This is a genomic window from Francisella sp. Scap27 (genome assembly GCF_013394105.1).
Lineage (GTDB): Bacteria > Pseudomonadota > Gammaproteobacteria > Francisellales > Francisellaceae > Francisella > Francisella adeliensis.
The window spans coordinates 1-19,046 of record NZ_CP041326.1; the positions used below are offsets into that span (position 1 = coordinate 1).

Consider the following 19,046-nt stretch of genomic DNA (forward strand, 5'->3'; position numbering starts at 1 on the left):
ACCTATTAAGATCGTTCGCTTAGAGGATTGGTTGTCTTGGTTATTGGTATTGATTAGCTAATAACTATTAGTTATTGAGTTATTTGGTATATTTTGTTTCATTATAAGCAAAGAATCTTTATAATGAAAATCATCAGTAATTTAATAATGGAGTTATCATGCAGATATCAGCAATAAATATCAGTACTATTGCAGTTAATGATAATATAATTCAAAACAATGCTATTTCACAAATTACTTTTTCAAAAACTCAATTATCTCTCTCTTTGCTCAAAAAAAGCTTACTCAACCTCTAATTTGAGTGTCTGCTAAAAATACATATAAATACTTTAATCTGAATCTTTTTAAATAAGGTAAATAATGATAGATAAAATATGGAAAAATGGAGAGATCGTATCTTTTGATCAAGCAAAGATTGGTATAAATACACATGCTTTACATTATGGTTCATCTGTTTTTGAAGGTATTCGAGCTTATAAAACAAATAATGGTACAGGTATCCTTAAGCTAAAAGAACATATGCAAAGATTCATATACTCAATGGAATCTTTAGGAATGGTTTGCGACTACTCTTTAGAAGAATTGTGCCAAGCAGTTATTGACACTGTAAAAGCTAGTGGATTAGGATCATGCTATATACGACCTTTAGCTTATTATGCAGAAGGAAGTGTAAGTGTTTTACCAAAAGAAAATCATCCTGTAGTTATTACTATTTATTGTCTAGAAATGGGCAAATATATGGCTGCTGATAAAGTAGACATTAAAATTAGTAAGTATATAAGGATACATCCAAAATCTACTGTTTGTGATGCAAAAATAGGTGGGCATTATGTTAATAGTATTTTAGCTTTAAGAGAAACTGTAGATACAGACTATCATGCAGCCTTACTACTAGATATAGATGGTAATATTGCTGAGGGAGCTGCTATGAATATGTTTTTTGTTAAAGATAAAGAGGTTGTCACAACACCATTAGGTACTATCTTAGATGGTATAACGCGAAGACTTATTATGGTCATAGCAAAAGATTTAGGCTTTAAAGTAGCAGAGAGATACTTTAAAGTTGATGAATTAATACGAGCGGATGAGGCATTTTTCTGTGGAACAGCTGCCGAGGTTACTCCAATAGCAAGCATAGATGGTATCAAATTGAAGACATCTGATTACGAAATCACAAATAAAATCAAAATAGCTTATGAAAAACTTAAAAAAGGCGAACTTTATAAAGAAGCCTTAACTTACATATAGGAGTAATTATTATGACTGGGAAAAAAGTTTATATTTTTGATACTACTTTGAGAGATGGTCAACAATCTCCAGGCGCAGGAATGTCTTTTGAAGATAATATTATTTATGCTGATTTAGCAGATAATTTAAATATTGATGTTTTAGAAGCCGGGTTTCCATCGGCTAGTAAGACTGATTATGAAATAGTAAATACTATATCTAAACGAATGACAGAAAAAAAATCAAATATGATTATTGCAGGCTTGTGTCAGTTAAGGAAAAATCAAGTTGAAATAACAATGGATGCTTTACGACCATCATTAGAAGTTGGTAAAGCTAGAGTTCATGTTTATCTACCTGTCGATCCTAATTTAGCTCAAGCAAGTTTAGGTAGTAAAAATGATAATGAACAAAATATTGAAAATGTTTATGAGTTAATAAAATTAGCTTTTGATGAAGGTTTTGAAGTTGAGTTTAGTGCTGAAGGGTATTCTAAATTAGGTGATGATTTTGATTATGTTACAGATATTTTTAGAGCAGCTGTTCGTGCTGGAGTTAAGGTGATTAACTGCCCTGATACGATTGGTGGAGCATGTGAGAGAGAAGGTAATGATTATTTTGTTACTAATATGACAAAGCATGCCAAAATTATTAAAGAAGAATTTCCTGATAAAGAAATTATTTGGTCAGCACATTGTCATAATGATTTAGGTTTAGCATTAGAAAATTCTATGAATGCTGTCTTTGATGGACCTGCGACACAGATAGAAGGCTGTATTAATGGAGTTGGAGAGCGTGCGGGAAATGCATCTTTAGAGCAATGTGTAATGTTTTTGAACTTATTTGGTAAGCAAGATGAAGCTCATTTTTATAATGATATTAATATAGCAGGGTTTAAAGAAATTTCTGATTTCATTGATACAAGAATGCTTTCAAGACAACCACATTATCCAATAACAGGATTAAATTCTGCTAGACATACTTCTGGTGGGCATACTAATGCTATTTTAAATAATCCTCTAGCATATCAGCCATTCCATCCAGAATCAGTTGGTAATGAATTAAGTTTTGTCTTTGGTCCATTATCTGGAGGAAATCATGCTAAGAAAATCATTCAAGAAAATGGGTATATTTGCGAAGAGTATGAAAAGGCAAAGTTTGCTCAACAAATTAAAGATATTTATCATGAAAGAAGAAAAGGTATTACTGATGATGAGTTAATTGAAGCTTATAAACAAATAAGATCGCCAATTTCTGTTTCAAGCATTGATTATGGTAAAGCTAATGGAGAAACATATATTAAACTTGAAGGTGATTTTTTTGGTAATATTGACTATAAAATTACAGATAAAGGTCAAAACTCAGCACTTTCAGCATTATTAAATGGTATTCAAGAAAATATTCCTGATATTAATATTGCAGATTATTATTCTCGTTCATTAAATGATGCTGGAATAAATTCAAAATCTGAAGCAACAATTATGATAAAAGCTGGAAGTGATGGCCCTGTTATTAAAGGTGTAGCTATAGACCAAGATATTGAAATGTCTTCGTTAAAAGCATTAATAGTAGCGACAAATAAGTTATATGTAGAAATGAATTTTAGGAAATAATATGTCAAAAAATATAATAGATAAAATTTGGGATACTCATGTTGTAAAGAAGGTAAAAGATTTTCCAGATATTTTGTATATTGATAGGATGCTAATGCATGAGGTAACATCAGCGCAAGCTTTTGATAAGATTAAAGAACTAGGAATTAGTGTAAATAATCCTCGCTCTATAATTGCTACTGTAGATCATAGTATATCTACATCGCCAGTTAATCGTGTAGAGATGAAAGATGCTAAAGCTAAAGCTCAAGTAGAGAAATTGCGTAGTAATGTAAAAGAGTTTGGCGTAGACTTTTATGATTTTGAAAGTCAACATCAAGGGATTGTTCATGTTATAGGACCTGAACTTGGTTTTACGCTACCCGGTAATACTCTTGTATGTGGAGACTCGCATACATCGACTCATGGAGCTTTTGGAACTTTAGCATTTGGTGTTGGTACTTCTGAAGTAGGGCATGTACTTGCGACAAATTGCATTTTACAATATAGACCAAAGACTATGAAAGTCGAATTTGTTGGTAAACCTTCAAAATTTGCTACAGCTAAAGATATTGTTATGAAGTTAATAGCTAATATCGGTATTGGTGGAGCTGGTGGTTATGTAATCGAATATACTGGTGATGTTATCAGTGACATGTCGATAGAAGAACGCATGACATTATGTAATATGTCTATAGAATGTGGAGCTAGAGCAGGGCTGGTTGCACCAGATCAAAAAACATTTGATTATCTTGAAGGTAAAAAATACGCACCTAAAGATGAAGATTTCGCTATAGCAGTTGAAAAATGGAAGAGTTTTAGAAGTGATGAAAATGCTCATTATGATAAGACTATAAAAGTAGATGTTGAAAATCTTGAACCAATGGTTACATGGGGAATAAACCCTCAGCATGCAATCAAAATATCTGAAAAAATACCAACACTTGAGAGTATTCCAGCACACCAACAAAAGTTAGCTCAACAAGCATATAGTTATACAAAGTTTAGTGCAGATGAAGATATTTTTGGTAAAGAAATTCAGTGGGCTTTTGTTGGGAGTTGTACTAATGGACGTATTGAAGATATGCGGGCTGTTGCAAAGGTTTTAGATGGTCGAAAAGTATCTACAGATGTTACTATGTATATTGTTCCAGGTTCAGAACAAGTAAGAAATATAGCGATAGCAGAAGGTCTAGATAAAATCTTTAACTCAGCAGGAGCACAATTTAGGATGCCTGGTTGCTCAATGTGTCTGGCGATGAATGAAGATAAAGTTCCTGCTGGTGAAAGATGTATTAGTACTTCAAATAGAAACTTTATTGGAAGACAGGGTAAAGGTAGTATAACTCACTTAGCATCACCACAAACAGTCGCTGCGAGTGCTATTATGGGTAAAATATGTAGTGTCGATAAATTAAATAAGGAGCTATAACATGGAAGCTTTTAAAACAATAAAAAGTAATGCGATCCCATTATGGTTAAGTGATATTGATACAGATATGATTATCCCAGCAGAGTTTTTAACTCAAATAACTAAGAATGGTTATGGCGAGAGTTTATTTTTTCGTTTAAAAGAGAATGATAAGAATTTTATCTTTAATAATTCAGATTATAAAAATGCACAAATTCTTATAGCTGGTGATAACTTTGGTTGTGGTTCATCAAGAGAGCATGCTGTTTGGGCAATTCTTCAAGCAGGGATAAAAGTTGTTATAGCACCTTCATTTTCAGATATATTTTTTAATAATGCTGCGAAAAATGGTTTGCTTTTAATTGCTTTAGATAAAGATGTCGCTAAACAAATGTGTGAGAAAGCAGAGAATCCAAAACAAGAAATTGGTGTGAATTTAGAGAAGCAAATAGTTACTATTGATAATAATAGTTATAGCTTTGAGTATGACCCTTTTCGTAAAAATTGTTTGCTAAATGGGCTTGATGATATGACTTACTTAGTTGAGCATTTGGATGTGATTAAAGAATTTGAGCAGGCAAGAGGTTAGTATGAATAAAAATATAGCTATATTAGCTGGTGATGGAATTGGTCCTGAGGTAATGCAGTCAGCTTTGCAAGTTTTAAATGTAATAGCTAATAAATATCAGCATAATTTTAAGTATACAGAGGCTTTAGTCGGTGGTGCAGCTTATGATGAGCATCAAAATCACTGTCCTGAAGAAACTATAGAAATATGCAAAAATTCAGATGCAATATTATTTGGTTCGGTTGGTGGTCCTGTTGAAGCACAAAGTCAACAAAAATGGCAAGGCTGTGAAGCAAATAGTATTTTAGCTTTGCGTAAACATTTTAATTTTAATGTCAATATTCGCCCTAGTCAGATTTTTTCATCTTTACAAGAATCATGTCCTTTAAAAAAAGAGCGTATAGCTAATGGCGCTGATATAGAGATATTTCGAGAGTTATCAAAAGATATATATTTTGGTGAACATAAAACTTTTACTGATGAAAATGGTGTTAGACATGCTACAGATATTGCTGAATACGATGAGATAACTATAAGAAATATTGTAATAAAGGCATTTGAACGAGCTAGACAAAGATCAAAAAACTTAACTTCTGTAGATAAAGCCAATGTACTAGATACTTCAAGGTTATGGCGTAAGGTTGTAGAAGAAGTTGCAAAAGATTATCCAGATATAAATGTTAAACATATGTATGTTGATAATTGTGCAATGCAAATGGTATTAAATCCAGCGCAATTTGATGTGATTGTTACAGCTAATTTGTTTGGAGATATTATTTCGGATTTAGCATCAGTACTACCAGGCTCGATTGGTTTAGTACCTTCAATAAGCTTGAATAACGAAGGATTTGGTCTTTATGAACCATCTGGTGGTTCTGCTTATGATATTAAGGATCAAGGTAAGGCAAACCCTATCGCTCAGATTCTTTCAGCAGCATTGATGCTTTCGTACTCCTTTGGTCTTGTTGAAGAGGCGGAAAATATTTCTAATGCAGTTGAGCAAACTTTAAATGATGGATATAGAACACAAGATATTTATTCATCAGGCACTACTTTAGTTTCAACTGAAGACTTTACACAACAGGTCATAAAAAGGTTGTAATTAGCTTATAACCAATAAATTATAAAACCTAATAACATTCTACTTATGAATAGTATAATAATTATGCTAGTATTTATTTACTGGTATTTATTTTCTTAAATTTTCATGAATCAAAAAAGCTCAAAAAAAGCTGCCGATATCTATCAAACAACACAATACAAAACATCATTAAAAGATAAAACTTATCCTAAATATCATCTTCGAGCACCATCGGGGTGGGTTAATGACCCATGTGGTCTTTTTTACTTTAACTCTTCATTTCATGTATTTATGCAGTCAAATCCATGGGGTAAAAATTGGGGCGATATGTCATGGTCACATCTTGTAAGTGATCCAAGTACAAAAGGTGAATTTAAGTGGTTCTATCCTACTGAAGATAAGGCTCTAAAAGTAACAGCAATCATACCATCATTAGATGAAAGAGCAGCTGATAGAAATGGTATCTTTACCGGTTGCATAAAGACAATGCCTTATAAAAATCAAGATAATGAGATAAGTTACTATCCTACGGCTTTTTATTCTGCTGTATGGGGTAGTGGTGAAGCTACTCAAGAAACTGTATGTATAGCAAGAGCTTTAGATACAAACAGAGTAAGTGAAGATGGCAGAATAGTAGACCCACACCTTACAAATTGGAAAAAGTATTCTCAAGATGAAAATGAAGACCTTCCAGAAGTTATTCTAAGGCAACCAGAAGAGTTAAATCTAGTATCTTTTAGAGATCCGTTTATTTTCAATTTACCTGATGATGATAATTTTTATATGCTTATGTCTGCAGGGAGAATAGATAAAGATAATAATCCTAAAGGTGTAGCTTTATGTTTTAAAAATAGTGGTGATGATATAACAAAAAATTGGGTAAGAGCTAATTCAGCAGATAATTTCTTTTTTGAGGGCAATGTTTGTGTAAAAGATAGTATCAGTAGAGGCGGTAATTTTGAGTGTGTGATTATGTATCGTTTAACAGATCATGTTGGTGCGATGAATGGTACTCCTTATATACTAATCTTTGCACAAGATGGAAGTGCTGAAGATAACTATGGTAGAAGTTTGTATTATGTACTGGGTGATATTGTTAAAACACAATCAAGCATACAATTTGAGCCATTAGATACTTTTAAAGATAATAATGGCAAGCCGATATATAAGCTTTTAGATTTGTCACCAGATTTTATTTATTACGCTGCGAATATAATGCCGATAGATTCAGAAAAAAGAAATATATTGATGGCGTGGTTAAATGTTGAATCAGCAAATAAAGATAGCTCTAACTGGGCAGGAGCGTTAGCAATACCAAGATTTTTGTTCGTATATAAAAATACTGATGAATGGCAATTAGGGCAAGAAACAGCTTTTGTAGAGTCATTAAGAACTCCTTTAACTTTCAGTAAAAAGTTTACTTTTAAACAAAAGCATGAGCATTTGATAAAAGCTGTAGATAGTCGACACTATAATGCTGTAGCTACATATAGTAGCGATACACTGATAAGTAAAGAATTTGGCTTTAAGGTTGTAGCTACAGATACTTTTAGTATGAATATTAATATAAAAAATGGTTATCTAAATGTAGCAGGTCGTAAACCATGTAAGCTTGATATTGATGAAACTACTACTGAACTCTGCCTAGAAGTTTATTTAGATGGGGCATCTTTAGAGATATTTGTAAGTAAAAATATCGGTAATGGAGCAATGGTGGGTTTTGCTACTTATAGTGCCCAGTTAAGTACCTTGAAAGACACTAAAGAAAACGCATATGTATATTCTGATAACGGTGTTGATGTGGATTTAGAGATTTATAATATGCAAAGCTGCTGGGTATCAGCACCTAAAGGAGAGTAAGATGCAAGCAGATATAATTAGTTCAAGTAAAGTTAAATTAACAGCACTTCTTTGTTATATGGCAGCAATGTTTGGTGGGGCATCGTATCCTATATGTGCTTTGTTATCACCTCAACTGGCAACTAATTTTGGTGTTATGACATCACATATTGTATATATTGATACTCTTTCATTACTTGGTTTGATAATTGGTAATAGTTTAAGTGGTAAAATAATTGCTAAAATTGGTGGTAAAAATACTCTTTTATTAGGAGTATTTATTTTTAGCTTATCTCAATTTGCTATAGCGTTTCAAGATAATATCTTTTTATATGCAGGATTTGTTTTAACTACAGGTTTGGCGATGGGTCTTTTTGTGCCATCTGTGAGTTATCTAATTGTAGCGGCATTTACTCCAGGTAATAAAAGTGAAGCCAAACTAAGTGTACTAAATTTTTTCTTTGGTTTAGGTGGTTTTATAGGTCCAAGTTTAGCAGGTATTATAGCTAAAAATTATGGTTGGAGATGGTCTTTCTTTGCAGTATTTTTTGCTCTTATGATTCTTGCGGTTATAGTTAAGTCAATCAACCTAAAAGAAGTGATCGGGGTTGCAAGCACTAAAAAAGAAAAAACTGATGTAAAACCAATAAAATCAATCAATCTAGGAGTGGTATTAGTTGGTTTAGCTTTGATTGCGTATGTGTATATTGAGTATATTATTACATATTGGTTTTCGCCGTATCTACAAACAGACCTTAATTTTGATGTTGAGACTGTAGGTTATATAATCGGTACATTCTGGTTATTTGTAGCTTTAGGTAGATTTTTCTTTGGTGAATTTGTGATACCTAAAACAAAAGACTATATCTTTATAATCGCTGCATCTTTAAGTATCGGGGTGTTATTATTGATGTTTATATTTCTAACAAGTCAATGGGTTATATTTGTAACGGTAGCATTACTTGGTTTAGCCTGTGCGAGTATATTCCCTGTTCTACTAGGGTTTGGTATGAAACAAAATCCAATAGTTTCACCAATAACAATGGCATTTTTAGTTTGCTCTGGGTCTGTTGGTGGAGCTATATCTTTACTATCTTCAGCAACTATTGGTTCACTTTTACCAAAAGTAGCAGCTATATATATGGGACCTGTATTGTGTATAGTGATTATAGTGATAGTTTTATATGCTAAGAGATATTCTAGAAAGGTGAATGCTGAGAGCTAATCGTATTTGTTATTAAAAGGTTGTTTTAAAAACAGGTCCATAAGGAGTTATACCAACTTCTGTATTATCTATGATTTCATGATTTATTATACCTGGATGATAACCTACATAGTCATCCTCTTCCTCTTCAATAAAGATAATGTCTATGTCATCTATATGATCATATTCCTGTTTCTGGTGTTTATAGGTAATATTTTTCGGCAAATAATAGTTATTTAAATTTTCTATATTTGCACCGTAGCAATATTTAGAAGCTATTAATAAAAATAAATAACTAGAAAGTTTATAGTGTTTCATTTCAGTTTATGGGAAGAAAAATTTACACATTAAACCTAAAGTTTACAACATCACCATCTTTCATGATGTACTCTTTACCTTCTAGGCGAGCTTTACCAGCTTCTTTAGCACCTTTTTCACCTTTGTACTGAATATAGTCATTAAATGCTATAATCTCAGCACGGATAAAGCCTCGTTCAAAATCAGTATGAATTACACCGGCAGCTTGAGGGGCAGTAGCACCTACAGGTATAGTCCAAGCACGAACTTCTTTTACACCAGCTGTTAAGTATGTCTGTAGATTAAGTAGAGAGTAACCTGCCTTGATAACTCTATCAAGACCTGTTTCAGTAAGACCCATATCTGCTAAAAACTCTAGCTTTTCTTCTTTATCAAGCTCAGAGATTTCCTGTTCCATAGATGCACAAACAGGAACTACATTAGCACCATCATTTTTAGCATAATCATTTACTAAATCTAATAAAGGATTATCTTCAAAACCATCATCATTTACATTTGCAATATAAAGTACAGGTTTGCTAGTTAGTAGAGGAGTTTGTTTTAACCATATAGTTTGGTCATCAGTCATTTCAAAAGTTCTAGCTGGTTTTTCTGATTCTAAATGTTCTTTCAACTTAGCATAAAAATCACCTTTAGCTAAAGCTTCTTTATCGCCTGACTTTTTCATTTTAGCAAATCTTTGAATAGCTTTATCACAGGACTCTATATCTGCAAGTATCAACTCCATATTGATAGTATTGATATCATCAATAGGATCAACCTTATTGTTCACATGAATTACATTATCATCTTCAAAGCAACGCACTACATGAGCAATAGCGTCAGTTTCACGGATATTAGCTAGAAATTTGTTACCTAAGCCTTCACCTTTACTTGCTCCAGCTACTAATCCTGCAATATCTACAAACTCCATAGTTGTAGTGAGGATCTTTTGTGGGTTGACAATTTCAGCTAGAGCATCAAGTCTTTGATCTGGTACATTTACTATGCCAACATTTGGTTCAATAGTACAAAAAGGGTAGTTTTCAGCCTGAATACCTGCTTCAGTAAGAGCATTAAAAAGAGTTGATTTACCTACATTTGGTAAGCCTACGATACCGCATTTAAATCCCATGATTATATTCCTTTGTTATTCTTATTTATTTTAAAAATGGATACCACTACCAAGTAGTAGTATGACAGTGTGTATTATTTTGTATGTAGCCTTTGCATTGCAGGTTCTATTTTGCCATTTATTATATCATCTATTGAACTTATAGCATTATCTATAGAGTCATCAATTAATTTTTTTTGAGCAATAGATGGGTTTGATAATACATAGTTGGCAACTTTTGATTTATGTCCTGGGTGGTCTATACCTATTCTAAGGCGTAAATAATCATTTGTACCAAGGTGCTGATGTATACTTCTAAGGCCGTTGTGCCCACCGTGACCACCACCTTGTTTTAGTCTTACTTGCCCGTTACCTATATCAAGCTCATCATGAACTACAAGTATCTCACTAGGATCTATTTTGTAGAAGTTTGCAACCTTGCTTACAGCTAAGCCACTATTGTTCATAAAAGTAGTTGGAAATACTAAAATCACATTGCTATAAGCTATATTAACCTTAGCAATATGACAATTGAGTTTTGAGTTTGTGCTAAAAGATTCGCCTTGTTCTTTTGCTATTTTAGCTATCAGCCATTCACCGACATTATGACGAGTATTTTCATATTCTTTACCAATATTGCCTAAGCCGATTATCATTTTTATCTTGTTCATTTTTTAGAATTTTCTGTTTTAAGTTTTTTCAAAACTAGTTGAGATACTTCTTTTATTATTTTCTCATTAGGTTTAGCATTTTTTTCTGTTTGAGTGTAGAAAACTGACATAGCTATTGCTCGACTATTATTCGGCCATATTATAGCAACATCATTTGTTGTACCATATTCACAAGTTCCAGTTTTATCACCAACTAGCCAATTACTAGGAGCTCCAGCAGTAATACGATTTTTACCAGTATCATTATCTTTTAGCCACTTTTTAAATAATAAACGATGTTTCTTATCTAAAATGTCATTAGAAAAAGCTAGTTTATTTATATCCCTAGTCATGATTTTAGGCGTAGTCTTATTAATATTCGTCCGTAAGTTGACATCGTTTATTTCAGGCTCTTTATCTGCAATTTTAGTAGCATGATCGCCTAAGGATAAATTAAATTCACTAAGTTTTTCTAAACCACCCAATTTTTCAACCAAAAGATTTGTAGCTGTATTATCGCTTAGAATGCTGGCATGACAAAGTTCTGCAACAGTCATTGTTTTATTAAGATGCTTTTTAGTGATGGGAGAGTATCCCGCTATTGAATTAGGAGATATTTTAATCTTCTCATTAAGCAAATTTTTATCGGTCATACTTTGCTTTAAAATTGCACCAACTACTAAAATCTTATAAGTACTACAAACAGGGAAGTAGAAACTAGATTGAAAGGAGAAGTTCTTCCAGTTATTACGGTTAATTGTATAAACCCCAATTTTACCGCCATGTTTAACTTCGATTTTCTTTATGTCTTTAGCTAGTTTTATGTCATCTGTTGATAGTGCAAATGTTGATGTTGTGACTATACATAAAAGTAGAGAGAAAAAGGTTTTCATAGATTAAAATTTGTCTGATGTTAATAATAAGAATTCATTGATTTTTTTGACATTTGATTTTTCAGCACTTGCGGCATCAATTAAAGGTAGTTTATCTCCACCAGAAATTTTTAAAGCATCTTGAGGAGTCTTATAAACAATAGTCGGAAAACCTTGAATATTTTTAGAAAGATTCATGTTGTTTAAAGCTTTATCATTTTCTTCGGTATTATTCTCATCATATTTATTAGTATCATGGTAATCGATGAAAGCTTTAAGAGGATCTTTTGAATTGAAAAAGCTATTTACAATTTTAGGGCTGTTATGTAATGCTCCAACAGGTAACCAGCGAACAGCAAGAAGCCCTTCTTTAATAGCCGGTTGACTCGCAGTAAATAGATATGAGCAGTAGCTACAACTTGGGTCTATGATTGCATAAAACTTATGAGGAGCATCATTTGAACCTTGTTGAATATAAGAGCCAAATTTTTGGATATCTAAATACAACTCATTTGCTTCCTCATCAGATGTGAAGTAGTTGGTGTAGATCTGGTTTAGACTTGTAAGCTTATTTTGGTTTCTATCCCAGGCAAGAAGTTCACCATTTACTAGTACACTTCCATCTTTGCTTGTGAAAGTTACAGTTCTTTTTTTAACATCGTCTTTATCTTCTAGAATATAGCCTTCTAAGCTTATCCCTGTATCAAAACTTTTTATTACTTTATATTGAGGGAATGCTTGCTCAACAAGCTTTAAGCCTTGAGAGTATGATTGTGGGTTGCTTAGCTTCGAAGTGGTAAATATATAGGTAAGCAATAACAGCACAGCCATAAATAAAATTAAAATAGTGAAGTTTTTCTTTTGCATTTGAACAGAATGTTTAATTAATCAACATGATATGATTATACCATATATAAAAACTATCTTGAGTTAGTAAGTAGAAAATAGTAGCTAGTATAATTGATGGACCAAAAGCTATGGTGTTTGTGCGTTTAGAACATAGATTTATAATTATAGCCATAAAAATGCCTATGATACAGCTAGCAAGGATTGTGTATAATAACATTTGATAGCCAAACCAAGCACCTATTGCTGCTAATAGTTTAAAGTCGCCATAACCAAAGCCTTCTTTGCCTGTAAGGATTTTATATATCCAAAATATACTCCAAAGAGATAGGTAGCCTAGAATTGCTCCCCAGATGGAACTATCTAATGTTATAAATACACCATAGTAATTGATAACAATACCAAGCCAAACTAAAGGCAAAGTAAGATTATCTGGTAATATTTGGTATTCTAAGTCTATGAAAAATAGAGGAATGAAAACCGTCGCTAAAATAAGCATAGCTAGGCATTGTAGAGTAGCCCCGTATTTAACAAAAACAGCTACAAAGATAATAGCGGTTATAAACTCAATTATAGGATATTGAGGTGATATTTTACATTTGCAAAAATAACATTTGCCTCTTAGTATAAGCCATCCAAAAATAGGGATATTATGACGATACTTAAGTTTATTATTACACTTAGGACATTTAGATGGTTTTAAAATACTATAAACTTCATTTGAGCTTGCAGTTTCTTCATCAACCGGTAGATCTAAAATTTCTCTAGCTAAATTTTTTTCTTCATTGAAAATATTTTTAGGGATTCTATATATCAGAACATTAAGGAAGCTACCTATTGCAGCACCAAATATGAATATATATGCACATACTATAAAAAAGTCATAATGGATCATAGAGCTATATTACTTGGATGAGCTAATGATAGGGTTGGCAGAAGCTTTAAGTTTGTTTAAACCATCAATAGCAGCGATACGATAAGCCTCAGCCATAGTAGGGTAGTTAAACGTAGTATTTAAAAAGTATCTAATAGTATTATGTTTACCTGGCATAGACTTAATAGCCTGTCCAATGTGAATAATCTCAGAAACACGATGACCAAAACAGTGAATACCTAATATTTCAAAGGTTTTTTTATGAAAAAGAATTTTTAGCATACCAGTTTCACTATAAGAAATCTGTGCACGAGCTAAATCTTTGAAATATGCTCTGCCTGATTCATAAGGAATATTCTCAGCTGTTAACTCTTCTTCTGTTTTACCAATACAGCTAATTTCAGGTCTTGTATAAATACCTGTTGGAATATCTTCAACTAGTTTGTCATTACAAGAACCATCAATAATATGAGTTGCAGCAAATCGACCCTGGTTAAAAGCAGATGAAGCTAAAGAAGGAAAGCCAATCACATCACCTACAGCATAGATATTATCTTGTGTAGTTTGATAGTTTTCATTTACGTTGATTAACCCTCTAGTTTTATTATAATCGATGCCAATTTCATCTAGGTTTAATCCTTCTGTTTTACCAGCTCTACCTAGTGCAAATAATACGTAATCTGATTCAATAACTCTACCGGATTCAAGAGATGTAATAACCTTGTCACCAACTGCTTTTATGCTGGTATAAGTTTCATTGTGCATTAGGTTTATTTTTTGGTTAACTGTAAAGTGATGTGTCAAAGTTTCAATGATTTCATTATCCAGGAAAGACATCAGTTTATCACGAGTATTAATCAGATTTACTTGAATATCTAGTGTTCCTAGTATTGAAGCATATTCACTTCCAATAACACCAGCACCATATATAGTTATAGATTTTATTTGTTTATCTTTTAAGCAAAGTAATTTGTCACTATCTAAAATTCTTGGGTGTGTGAAGTCTATATCTTTCGGTTGGAAAGGGCCAGAACCAGTACATAAAATAAATTTGTCGCCAGTAATGATTTCACTTGAACCATTTTTACGAGATATCTTTATTTTGTGGTTATCCATGAAGCTTGCAAAACCATAAAATACATCAATTTCATTGTCGGCAAATCTATTTTTCTTAATCTCAGTTTGCTTTAAAACAATCTCATAGGCAGTATCAAGCATTTCCGGAAAATCGTAGGTTTTACTGTTATATTTGATTTCACGAGAAAGCTGTCTTAGAGTTTTACTAGGAATAGTACCCCAATAGTTACAAGCACCACCAAGAGCATCATCTTCAATAATAGCAACATTTAAGCCATTTCTAGTTGCTTTCATTGCAGCACCTTCGCCACCAGGACCACTACCAATAATAATTAAATCATAGTTGTATTTCACAAGTTTCTCCATGTTCTAAAATTTTAAAAATCTTTATAGCAAAAGATGATAACATACTCAATGTATATATTAATAATTTTTGTTTAAAATACTAAGATTCTATAAGCAATTCAGCAATTTTTTTAGTCGGTGAAACAATCTGATCAACGCCAAGGTTGTTGGCTATATTAATACTTTCATCTTTATCTAATTTTATAGATATTCTAGGTGTTTTATCGGAGCCTTTAAGCACTTCTTTTATAGCTAATAAAGTCAAGATATTATCCGAGTCTTTCTCATTAAGAATAAATATAGCTTTAGCCTTTGTGATATTTGATTTTTTTAGAGCATCATAGTCGTGAGATTCAGCATCAATAAAATGCTTTTCTTGTTCCTCATCCATATTTATAAATCGCTGCTGGTAATTTTTTTCAATAATTACTAGATCATTTACTTGTGAATCAAAATAATCTTTAATTAGACATTTTGTGATTTCAGTATATCCACAAATGATTAGATGATTATTCATAAGAGAAGCTCCTTGTTGAAATTTAAATTTATCAGTGATTTTATTTATTATGCTACCAGCTAATAAAGTTACTACGCTGGCAAAAACACCAATCCCAATCACCATAACCGATACAGTAAATATTTTAGCTTCATTTGTAATAGGATGAATATCGCCATAACCAACAGTACTAAATGTTACTAATGTGAAATAAACAGCATCAGTAAAATTATCGATACCTTCAAATTGATCTTTTAACCCATAAACACCAAGGACACTATACGCAATTGCTAAAAAAAATGTCAGCGATATTATGAACTGTTGGAATGTGAATTTTCGGGTGGTTGTTTCATTAAATTGTTTTTTAAACACTAATAAAAGAATTATTTCAACAGCATGTAAAGAGAAAGTTATATCGTAAGAGAAGTGAGTGTCTTGGATATAATCACCTAACATCGAAAGAGCTATGAATATAACAGCTAAACGCCAATATGCTCTTTTGCGTTGGAATACTCCTTTTGCAATAAGTATCATCAGGTAGCCAAGAATTATAGGCATAGCTACACCAATACCAACATTAAACTCCATGCCAAGATCATAAAGATCAGATGTTAGGTGAGAGTGAAGATCAACTGAAAAAATTCTATTAATAACAGGTATCGCAGTAGCAAGGATTGTTACAATACCATTTATAGCAATAGATAGAGAAACCAGTATAGGAGCATATTTAGAATACTTGTTATTTATTAGGTTAATCATACAAGTTACTTATAAAGTAGTAAAAGCTATAGAAGATTATAAAATATAGGTTTATCAAAGTATAGCTATAACTGACCTTGTATACTAAGTTATATGGTGAGGCTGGTATATAAGGAGTGATTTTTGACAATTAGATAGTTAAATTGCTTCAATATGATAAAATTAAGTCCAGAGGTATATTTAAAAATTTCAAAATCAGAATGTCACAAAAGAAAATCAAAGCAGTAGCACTTATATCAGGTGGTTTAGACTCGATGATTGCTACTAAAATGATAGTAGATCAAGGAATACATGTTGAGGCTATAAACTTCTATACAGGATTTTGTGTTGAAGGGCATACTCATGCTATAAGAAAGCAAGATAAAGAAAAGCAAAAAAGAAATAATGCTTTATGGGTTGCTGAGCAACTTGGTATAAAAATGCATATTGTAGATGTAATAGAAGAGTACAAAGATGTTCTAGTTAATCCTAAGTACGGTTATGGAGCAAATATGAATCCATGCCTTGACTGTAAAATCTTTATGATTAAAAAGGCTAAAGTATGGGCTATAGAAAATGGTTTTGATTTTATTGTCACAGGTGAGGTGATTGGACAAAGACCAATGTCACAGCTTAAGGCTAAGATGAAAATTGTTAACGAGCAGGCAGATGTTGAATCTATACTTCTTAGACCCCTTAGTGCAAAAAACTTACCAGAAACAAAGGCCGAGAAAGAAGGTTGGGTTGATAGAAGTAAACTTTTATCGATAACAGGTAGGTCACGCAAACAACAAATGCAAATGGCAAAGGATTATGGTTATGATGACTATGCTACACCTGCAGGAGGTTGTTGTTTTCTTACTGATAAGAAGTACTCTGATAAATTGGTTGATTTGTGGCAAGCACGAAACACTAGAGAGTATGAATTAGATGATATAATGCTACTAAAAGTTGGTAGGCATATCCGCTATAATTCCAAGTTCAAGCTTATTGTAGCTCGTGAAGAAGGAGAGAATAATTATCTTCATGGTTATAAGAGTCAGTTTGTATCAGTGCATAGTGAATCGCATTTGGGTCCTCTTAGTTTAATCGATGGAAACTTCGAAAAGCAAGACGAGGAATTTATAGCTAGAATTTTAGCAAGATTTGGTAAAGGTAAAAAAGAAGAAAGTGTTGTAATGAAGTTTGAATACTTAGATGGCACTTGTAAAGAGCTAGAAGTAAAACCACTGGCTATTGATGAAGTAAAAAAAGAGTGGTATGTATAAATGAAAGAGCTTAATTTAGAAAGATTACTTTGTCCTATGCCTGTCATTAAGACTCAAAATATGCTAAAAACCATGGATAGTGGTGAGAAGTTAAAAGTGGTTTGCACAGATCCAGGAACGATGTTTGATATACCTGCATGGTGTAGAGTTAATGACTATAGGCTTATAAAAGCTCAAGAAGAGCAACAAAAATTTGAATTTATAATAGAGGTAAAATAATGGATCAATCAATAATAAATGCTTTAGTTTGTCCTGAGTGCAAGTCAGAATTATATCTAGATAAAGAAAGGCTATTACTTATTTGTAAGGCTGATAAACTTGCATATCCTATAGTTGAAGGTATACCAGTAATGCTTGTAGAAGAAGCACAAAAACTGAGTATAGAGGAGATTAAACAGTATGGCTAAAACTCATATAATAATACCAGCTCGTTTAAAGTCAACACGGTTGCCTGGTAAAATGCTTGCTGATATTGGTGGAAAGCCTATGATTCAGCGAGTATATGATCAAGCTAGTAAATCTAGTGTAGCAAATATAATAATTGCTACAGATGCTGATAAAATTAAGCAGGTTGCAGAGCAATTTGGTGCGAAAGTGGTTAGTACGAAAGAAGAACATGAGTCTGGAACAGATCGTTTAGCAGAAACAGTGTTAAAACTTGGTTTAGCTGATGATGATATAGTGATAAATGTTCAAGGTGATGAACCTCTAATTCCTATTGAAAATATTCATCAAGTTGCGGAACTTTTAGAAGATTCACCAGAAGCGGTCGTTTCTACTCTTTGTGAAAAAATCACCTTAGCTGAAGATGTTTATAACTCAAACAATGTCAAAGTTGTGTTCGATAAAAACAATTATGCACTTTACTTTAGTAGAGCATCTATTCCTTTTGATAGGGGATTTTCAGAAAACTTAAAAGTAGGGGATGCTAATTTTTATAGACATATAGGAATGTATGCTTACAGAGTTGGTTTTCTAAAGCAGTATACTGCACTGGCTCGATCACCAATTGAAGGCTACGAATCCCTAGAGCAATTAAGAGTTTTATGGAATGGTTATAAAATAGCTGTAGCGGGTGCTAAAGTAAGTACTCCTGCAGGTGTAGATACACAAGAAGATTTAGATAAAATAAGGAAGTATTTTTGATGTTTGAGCTTGATGAGCGTTTAGCTAATGACACAATAGAAGTATGCGAGTACTTAGATTGTAAAATATTAGTTATGAATAATGCTAAGTTACCTTGGTTTATAGTTGTGCCTTTTACTGAAAGAGTCGAATGGTATGAGCTTGATGATTCTGTGCAGTATAATATTAACAAAATAATTAATAAACTGTCTAAGCTATTAAAAGATCAGCATAGTGTCGATAAGATAAATGTTGCGACTATAGGGAACGTAGTAAAGCAGATGCATATACATGTAGTAGGGCGTTTTGAAGATGATTCAGTTTGGCCTGCACCTGTTTGGGGTAATATAGAGTCTAAAGAATATACTATGAATCAAAAACAGAAACTTATTCAAGAAGTTAGAAAATCCTTTAGTTGAATA

General features: G+C 32.5%; 20 protein-coding genes. 12 read left to right on the plus strand and 8 right to left on the minus strand.

Going from position 1 to position 19,046, the window contains the following annotated elements; all coding sequences use genetic code 11:
• Positions 1-360: 360 nt before the first annotated feature.
• The 7 genes from FLM55_RS00005 to FLM55_RS00035 all read left to right on the plus strand — a co-directional run bounded on the left by FLM55_RS00005 (position 361) and on the right by FLM55_RS00035 (position 8,943).
• On the plus strand, positions 361-1,248 hold the full coding sequence (locus FLM55_RS00005) for a branched-chain amino acid transaminase (RefSeq protein WP_178947435.1): 888 nt from the start codon (positions 361-363) through the stop codon (positions 1,246-1,248).
• An 11-nt stretch (positions 1,249-1,259) separates the two neighbouring features.
• Positions 1,260-2,840, plus strand: coding sequence for an alpha-isopropylmalate synthase regulatory domain-containing protein (locus FLM55_RS00010; protein WP_178947436.1), 1,581 nt, complete (start codon positions 1,260-1,262; stop codon positions 2,838-2,840).
• A gap of 1 nt (position 2,841) precedes the next feature.
• Positions 2,842-4,251 (plus strand): 3-isopropylmalate dehydratase large subunit, encoded by a 1,410-nt coding sequence (gene leuC / locus FLM55_RS00015; protein ID WP_178947437.1) that lies wholly within the window; start codon positions 2,842-2,844, stop codon positions 4,249-4,251.
• A 1-nt stretch (position 4,252) separates the two neighbouring features.
• Complete coding sequence (leuD, locus tag FLM55_RS00020) at positions 4,253-4,819, plus strand: 3-isopropylmalate dehydratase small subunit (protein ID WP_178947438.1); 567 nt, start codon at positions 4,253-4,255, stop codon at positions 4,817-4,819.
• Position 4,820: 1 nt separating this feature from the next.
• Entirely contained in the window at positions 4,821-5,900 is a 1,080-nt protein-coding gene (gene leuB, locus FLM55_RS00025; protein WP_178947439.1) for a 3-isopropylmalate dehydrogenase, read from the plus strand.
• 105 nt (positions 5,901-6,005) lie between these two features.
• Entirely contained in the window at positions 6,006-7,739 is a 1,734-nt protein-coding gene (locus FLM55_RS00030; protein ID WP_178947440.1) for a hypothetical protein, read from the plus strand.
• Between the two features lies 1 nt (position 7,740).
• A complete protein-coding gene (locus tag FLM55_RS00035; protein ID WP_178947441.1) occupies positions 7,741-8,943 on the plus strand; it encodes an MFS transporter in 1,203 nt (400 codons plus the stop codon).
• Between the two features lie 12 nt (positions 8,944-8,955).
• Here the strand turns inward: FLM55_RS00035 and FLM55_RS00040 are convergent, their stop codons facing one another.
• The 8 genes from FLM55_RS00040 to FLM55_RS00075 all read right to left on the minus strand — a co-directional run bounded on the left by FLM55_RS00040 (position 8,956) and on the right by FLM55_RS00075 (position 16,252).
• Positions 8,956-9,240: a hypothetical protein gene (locus FLM55_RS00040; protein WP_178947442.1), complete on the minus strand. Its 285-nt coding sequence runs from the start codon at positions 9,238-9,240 to the stop codon at positions 8,956-8,958.
• A 22-nt stretch (positions 9,241-9,262) separates the two neighbouring features.
• Positions 9,263-10,354, minus strand: a complete 1,092-nt coding sequence (gene ychF / locus FLM55_RS00045; RefSeq protein WP_112870174.1) for a redox-regulated ATPase YchF — start codon at positions 10,352-10,354, stop codon at positions 9,263-9,265.
• A gap of 74 nt (positions 10,355-10,428) precedes the next feature.
• Positions 10,429-11,004 (minus strand): aminoacyl-tRNA hydrolase, encoded by a 576-nt coding sequence (gene pth / locus FLM55_RS00050; RefSeq protein ID WP_178947443.1) that lies wholly within the window; start codon positions 11,002-11,004, stop codon positions 10,429-10,431.
• Entirely contained in the window at positions 11,001-11,876 is an 876-nt protein-coding gene (bla, locus tag FLM55_RS00055) for a class A beta-lactamase (protein ID WP_178947444.1), read from the minus strand. Before bla ends, pth begins: the two co-directional genes overlap by 4 nt.
• A 3-nt stretch (positions 11,877-11,879) precedes the next feature.
• Positions 11,880-12,722, minus strand: a complete 843-nt coding sequence (locus FLM55_RS00060; protein WP_178947445.1) for a DsbC family protein — start codon at positions 12,720-12,722, stop codon at positions 11,880-11,882.
• Between the two features lie 13 nt (positions 12,723-12,735).
• Positions 12,736-13,593: an A24 family peptidase gene (locus tag FLM55_RS00065; protein WP_178949017.1), complete on the minus strand. Its 858-nt coding sequence runs from the start codon at positions 13,591-13,593 to the stop codon at positions 12,736-12,738.
• A gap of 12 nt (positions 13,594-13,605) precedes the next feature.
• Positions 13,606-15,006, minus strand: a complete 1,401-nt coding sequence (sthA, locus tag FLM55_RS00070; protein WP_162699207.1) for a Si-specific NAD(P)(+) transhydrogenase — start codon at positions 15,004-15,006, stop codon at positions 13,606-13,608.
• Positions 15,007-15,097: 91 nt separating this feature from the next.
• Positions 15,098-16,252, minus strand: coding sequence for an ion channel (locus tag FLM55_RS00075; RefSeq protein ID WP_112870169.1), 1,155 nt, complete (start codon positions 16,250-16,252; stop codon positions 15,098-15,100).
• Between the two features lie 200 nt (positions 16,253-16,452).
• Between FLM55_RS00075 and FLM55_RS00080 the strand changes: the two genes are divergently transcribed.
• The 5 genes from FLM55_RS00080 to FLM55_RS00100 are packed head-to-tail and all read left to right on the plus strand — an operon-like array spanning position 16,453 to position 19,043.
• Positions 16,453-17,499: a tRNA (5-methylaminomethyl-2-thiouridylate)-methyltransferase gene (locus tag FLM55_RS00080; RefSeq protein WP_178947446.1), complete on the plus strand. Its 1,047-nt coding sequence runs from the start codon at positions 16,453-16,455 to the stop codon at positions 17,497-17,499.
• The gene (locus tag FLM55_RS00085; RefSeq protein WP_112870167.1) at positions 17,500-17,718 is read left to right on the plus strand and encodes a sulfurtransferase TusA family protein; all 219 of its coding nucleotides are present in this window, start codon (positions 17,500-17,502) and stop codon (positions 17,716-17,718) included.
• Positions 17,718-17,906 (plus strand): Trm112 family protein, encoded by a 189-nt coding sequence (locus FLM55_RS00090; RefSeq protein ID WP_178947447.1) that lies wholly within the window; start codon positions 17,718-17,720, stop codon positions 17,904-17,906. Before FLM55_RS00085 ends, FLM55_RS00090 begins: the two co-directional genes overlap by 1 nt.
• Complete coding sequence (gene kdsB, locus FLM55_RS00095; RefSeq protein WP_178947448.1) at positions 17,899-18,645, plus strand: 3-deoxy-manno-octulosonate cytidylyltransferase; 747 nt, start codon at positions 17,899-17,901, stop codon at positions 18,643-18,645. Before FLM55_RS00090 ends, kdsB begins: the two co-directional genes overlap by 8 nt.
• On the plus strand, positions 18,645-19,043 hold the full coding sequence (locus tag FLM55_RS00100; protein WP_178947449.1) for an HIT family protein: 399 nt from the start codon (positions 18,645-18,647) through the stop codon (positions 19,041-19,043). Before kdsB ends, FLM55_RS00100 begins: the two co-directional genes overlap by 1 nt.
• The last annotated feature ends 3 nt before the right edge of the window (positions 19,044-19,046 follow it).

Bases quoted from the DNA above. Each gene is read 5' to 3' on its own strand.
- leuC (WP_178947437.1), top strand. From the start codon at position 2,842: ATGTCAAAAAATATAATAGATAAAATTTGGGATACTCATGTTGTAAAG.
- FLM55_RS00080 (WP_178947446.1), top strand. From the start codon at position 16,453: ATGTCACAAAAGAAAATCAAAGCAGTAGCACTTATATCAGGTGGTTTA.
- pth (WP_178947443.1), bottom strand. From the start codon at position 11,004: ATGAACAAGATAAAAATGATAATCGGCTTAGGCAATATTGGTAAAGAA.
- leuB (WP_178947439.1), top strand. From the start codon at position 4,821: ATGAATAAAAATATAGCTATATTAGCTGGTGATGGAATTGGTCCTGAG.
- FLM55_RS00100 (WP_178947449.1), top strand. From the start codon at position 18,645: ATGTTTGAGCTTGATGAGCGTTTAGCTAATGACACAATAGAAGTATGC.
- FLM55_RS00060 (WP_178947445.1), bottom strand. From the start codon at position 12,722: ATGCAAAAGAAAAACTTCACTATTTTAATTTTATTTATGGCTGTGCTG.
- kdsB (WP_178947448.1), top strand. From the start codon at position 17,899: ATGGCTAAAACTCATATAATAATACCAGCTCGTTTAAAGTCAACACGG.
- FLM55_RS00075 (WP_112870169.1), bottom strand. From the start codon at position 16,252: ATGATTAACCTAATAAATAACAAGTATTCTAAATATGCTCCTATACTG.
- ychF (WP_112870174.1), bottom strand. From the start codon at position 10,354: ATGGGATTTAAATGCGGTATCGTAGGCTTACCAAATGTAGGTAAATCA.
- FLM55_RS00090 (WP_178947447.1), top strand. From the start codon at position 17,718: ATGGATCAATCAATAATAAATGCTTTAGTTTGTCCTGAGTGCAAGTCA.
- FLM55_RS00030 (WP_178947440.1), top strand. From the start codon at position 6,006: ATGAATCAAAAAAGCTCAAAAAAAGCTGCCGATATCTATCAAACAACA.
- FLM55_RS00085 (WP_112870167.1), top strand. From the start codon at position 17,500: ATGAAAGAGCTTAATTTAGAAAGATTACTTTGTCCTATGCCTGTCATT.
- FLM55_RS00010 (WP_178947436.1), top strand. From the start codon at position 1,260: ATGACTGGGAAAAAAGTTTATATTTTTGATACTACTTTGAGAGATGGT.
- FLM55_RS00035 (WP_178947441.1), top strand. From the start codon at position 7,741: ATGCAAGCAGATATAATTAGTTCAAGTAAAGTTAAATTAACAGCACTT.
- FLM55_RS00040 (WP_178947442.1), bottom strand. From the start codon at position 9,240: ATGAAACACTATAAACTTTCTAGTTATTTATTTTTATTAATAGCTTCT.
- FLM55_RS00005 (WP_178947435.1), top strand. From the start codon at position 361: ATGATAGATAAAATATGGAAAAATGGAGAGATCGTATCTTTTGATCAA.
- bla (WP_178947444.1), bottom strand. From the start codon at position 11,876: ATGAAAACCTTTTTCTCTCTACTTTTATGTATAGTCACAACATCAACA.
- leuD (WP_178947438.1), top strand. From the start codon at position 4,253: ATGGAAGCTTTTAAAACAATAAAAAGTAATGCGATCCCATTATGGTTA.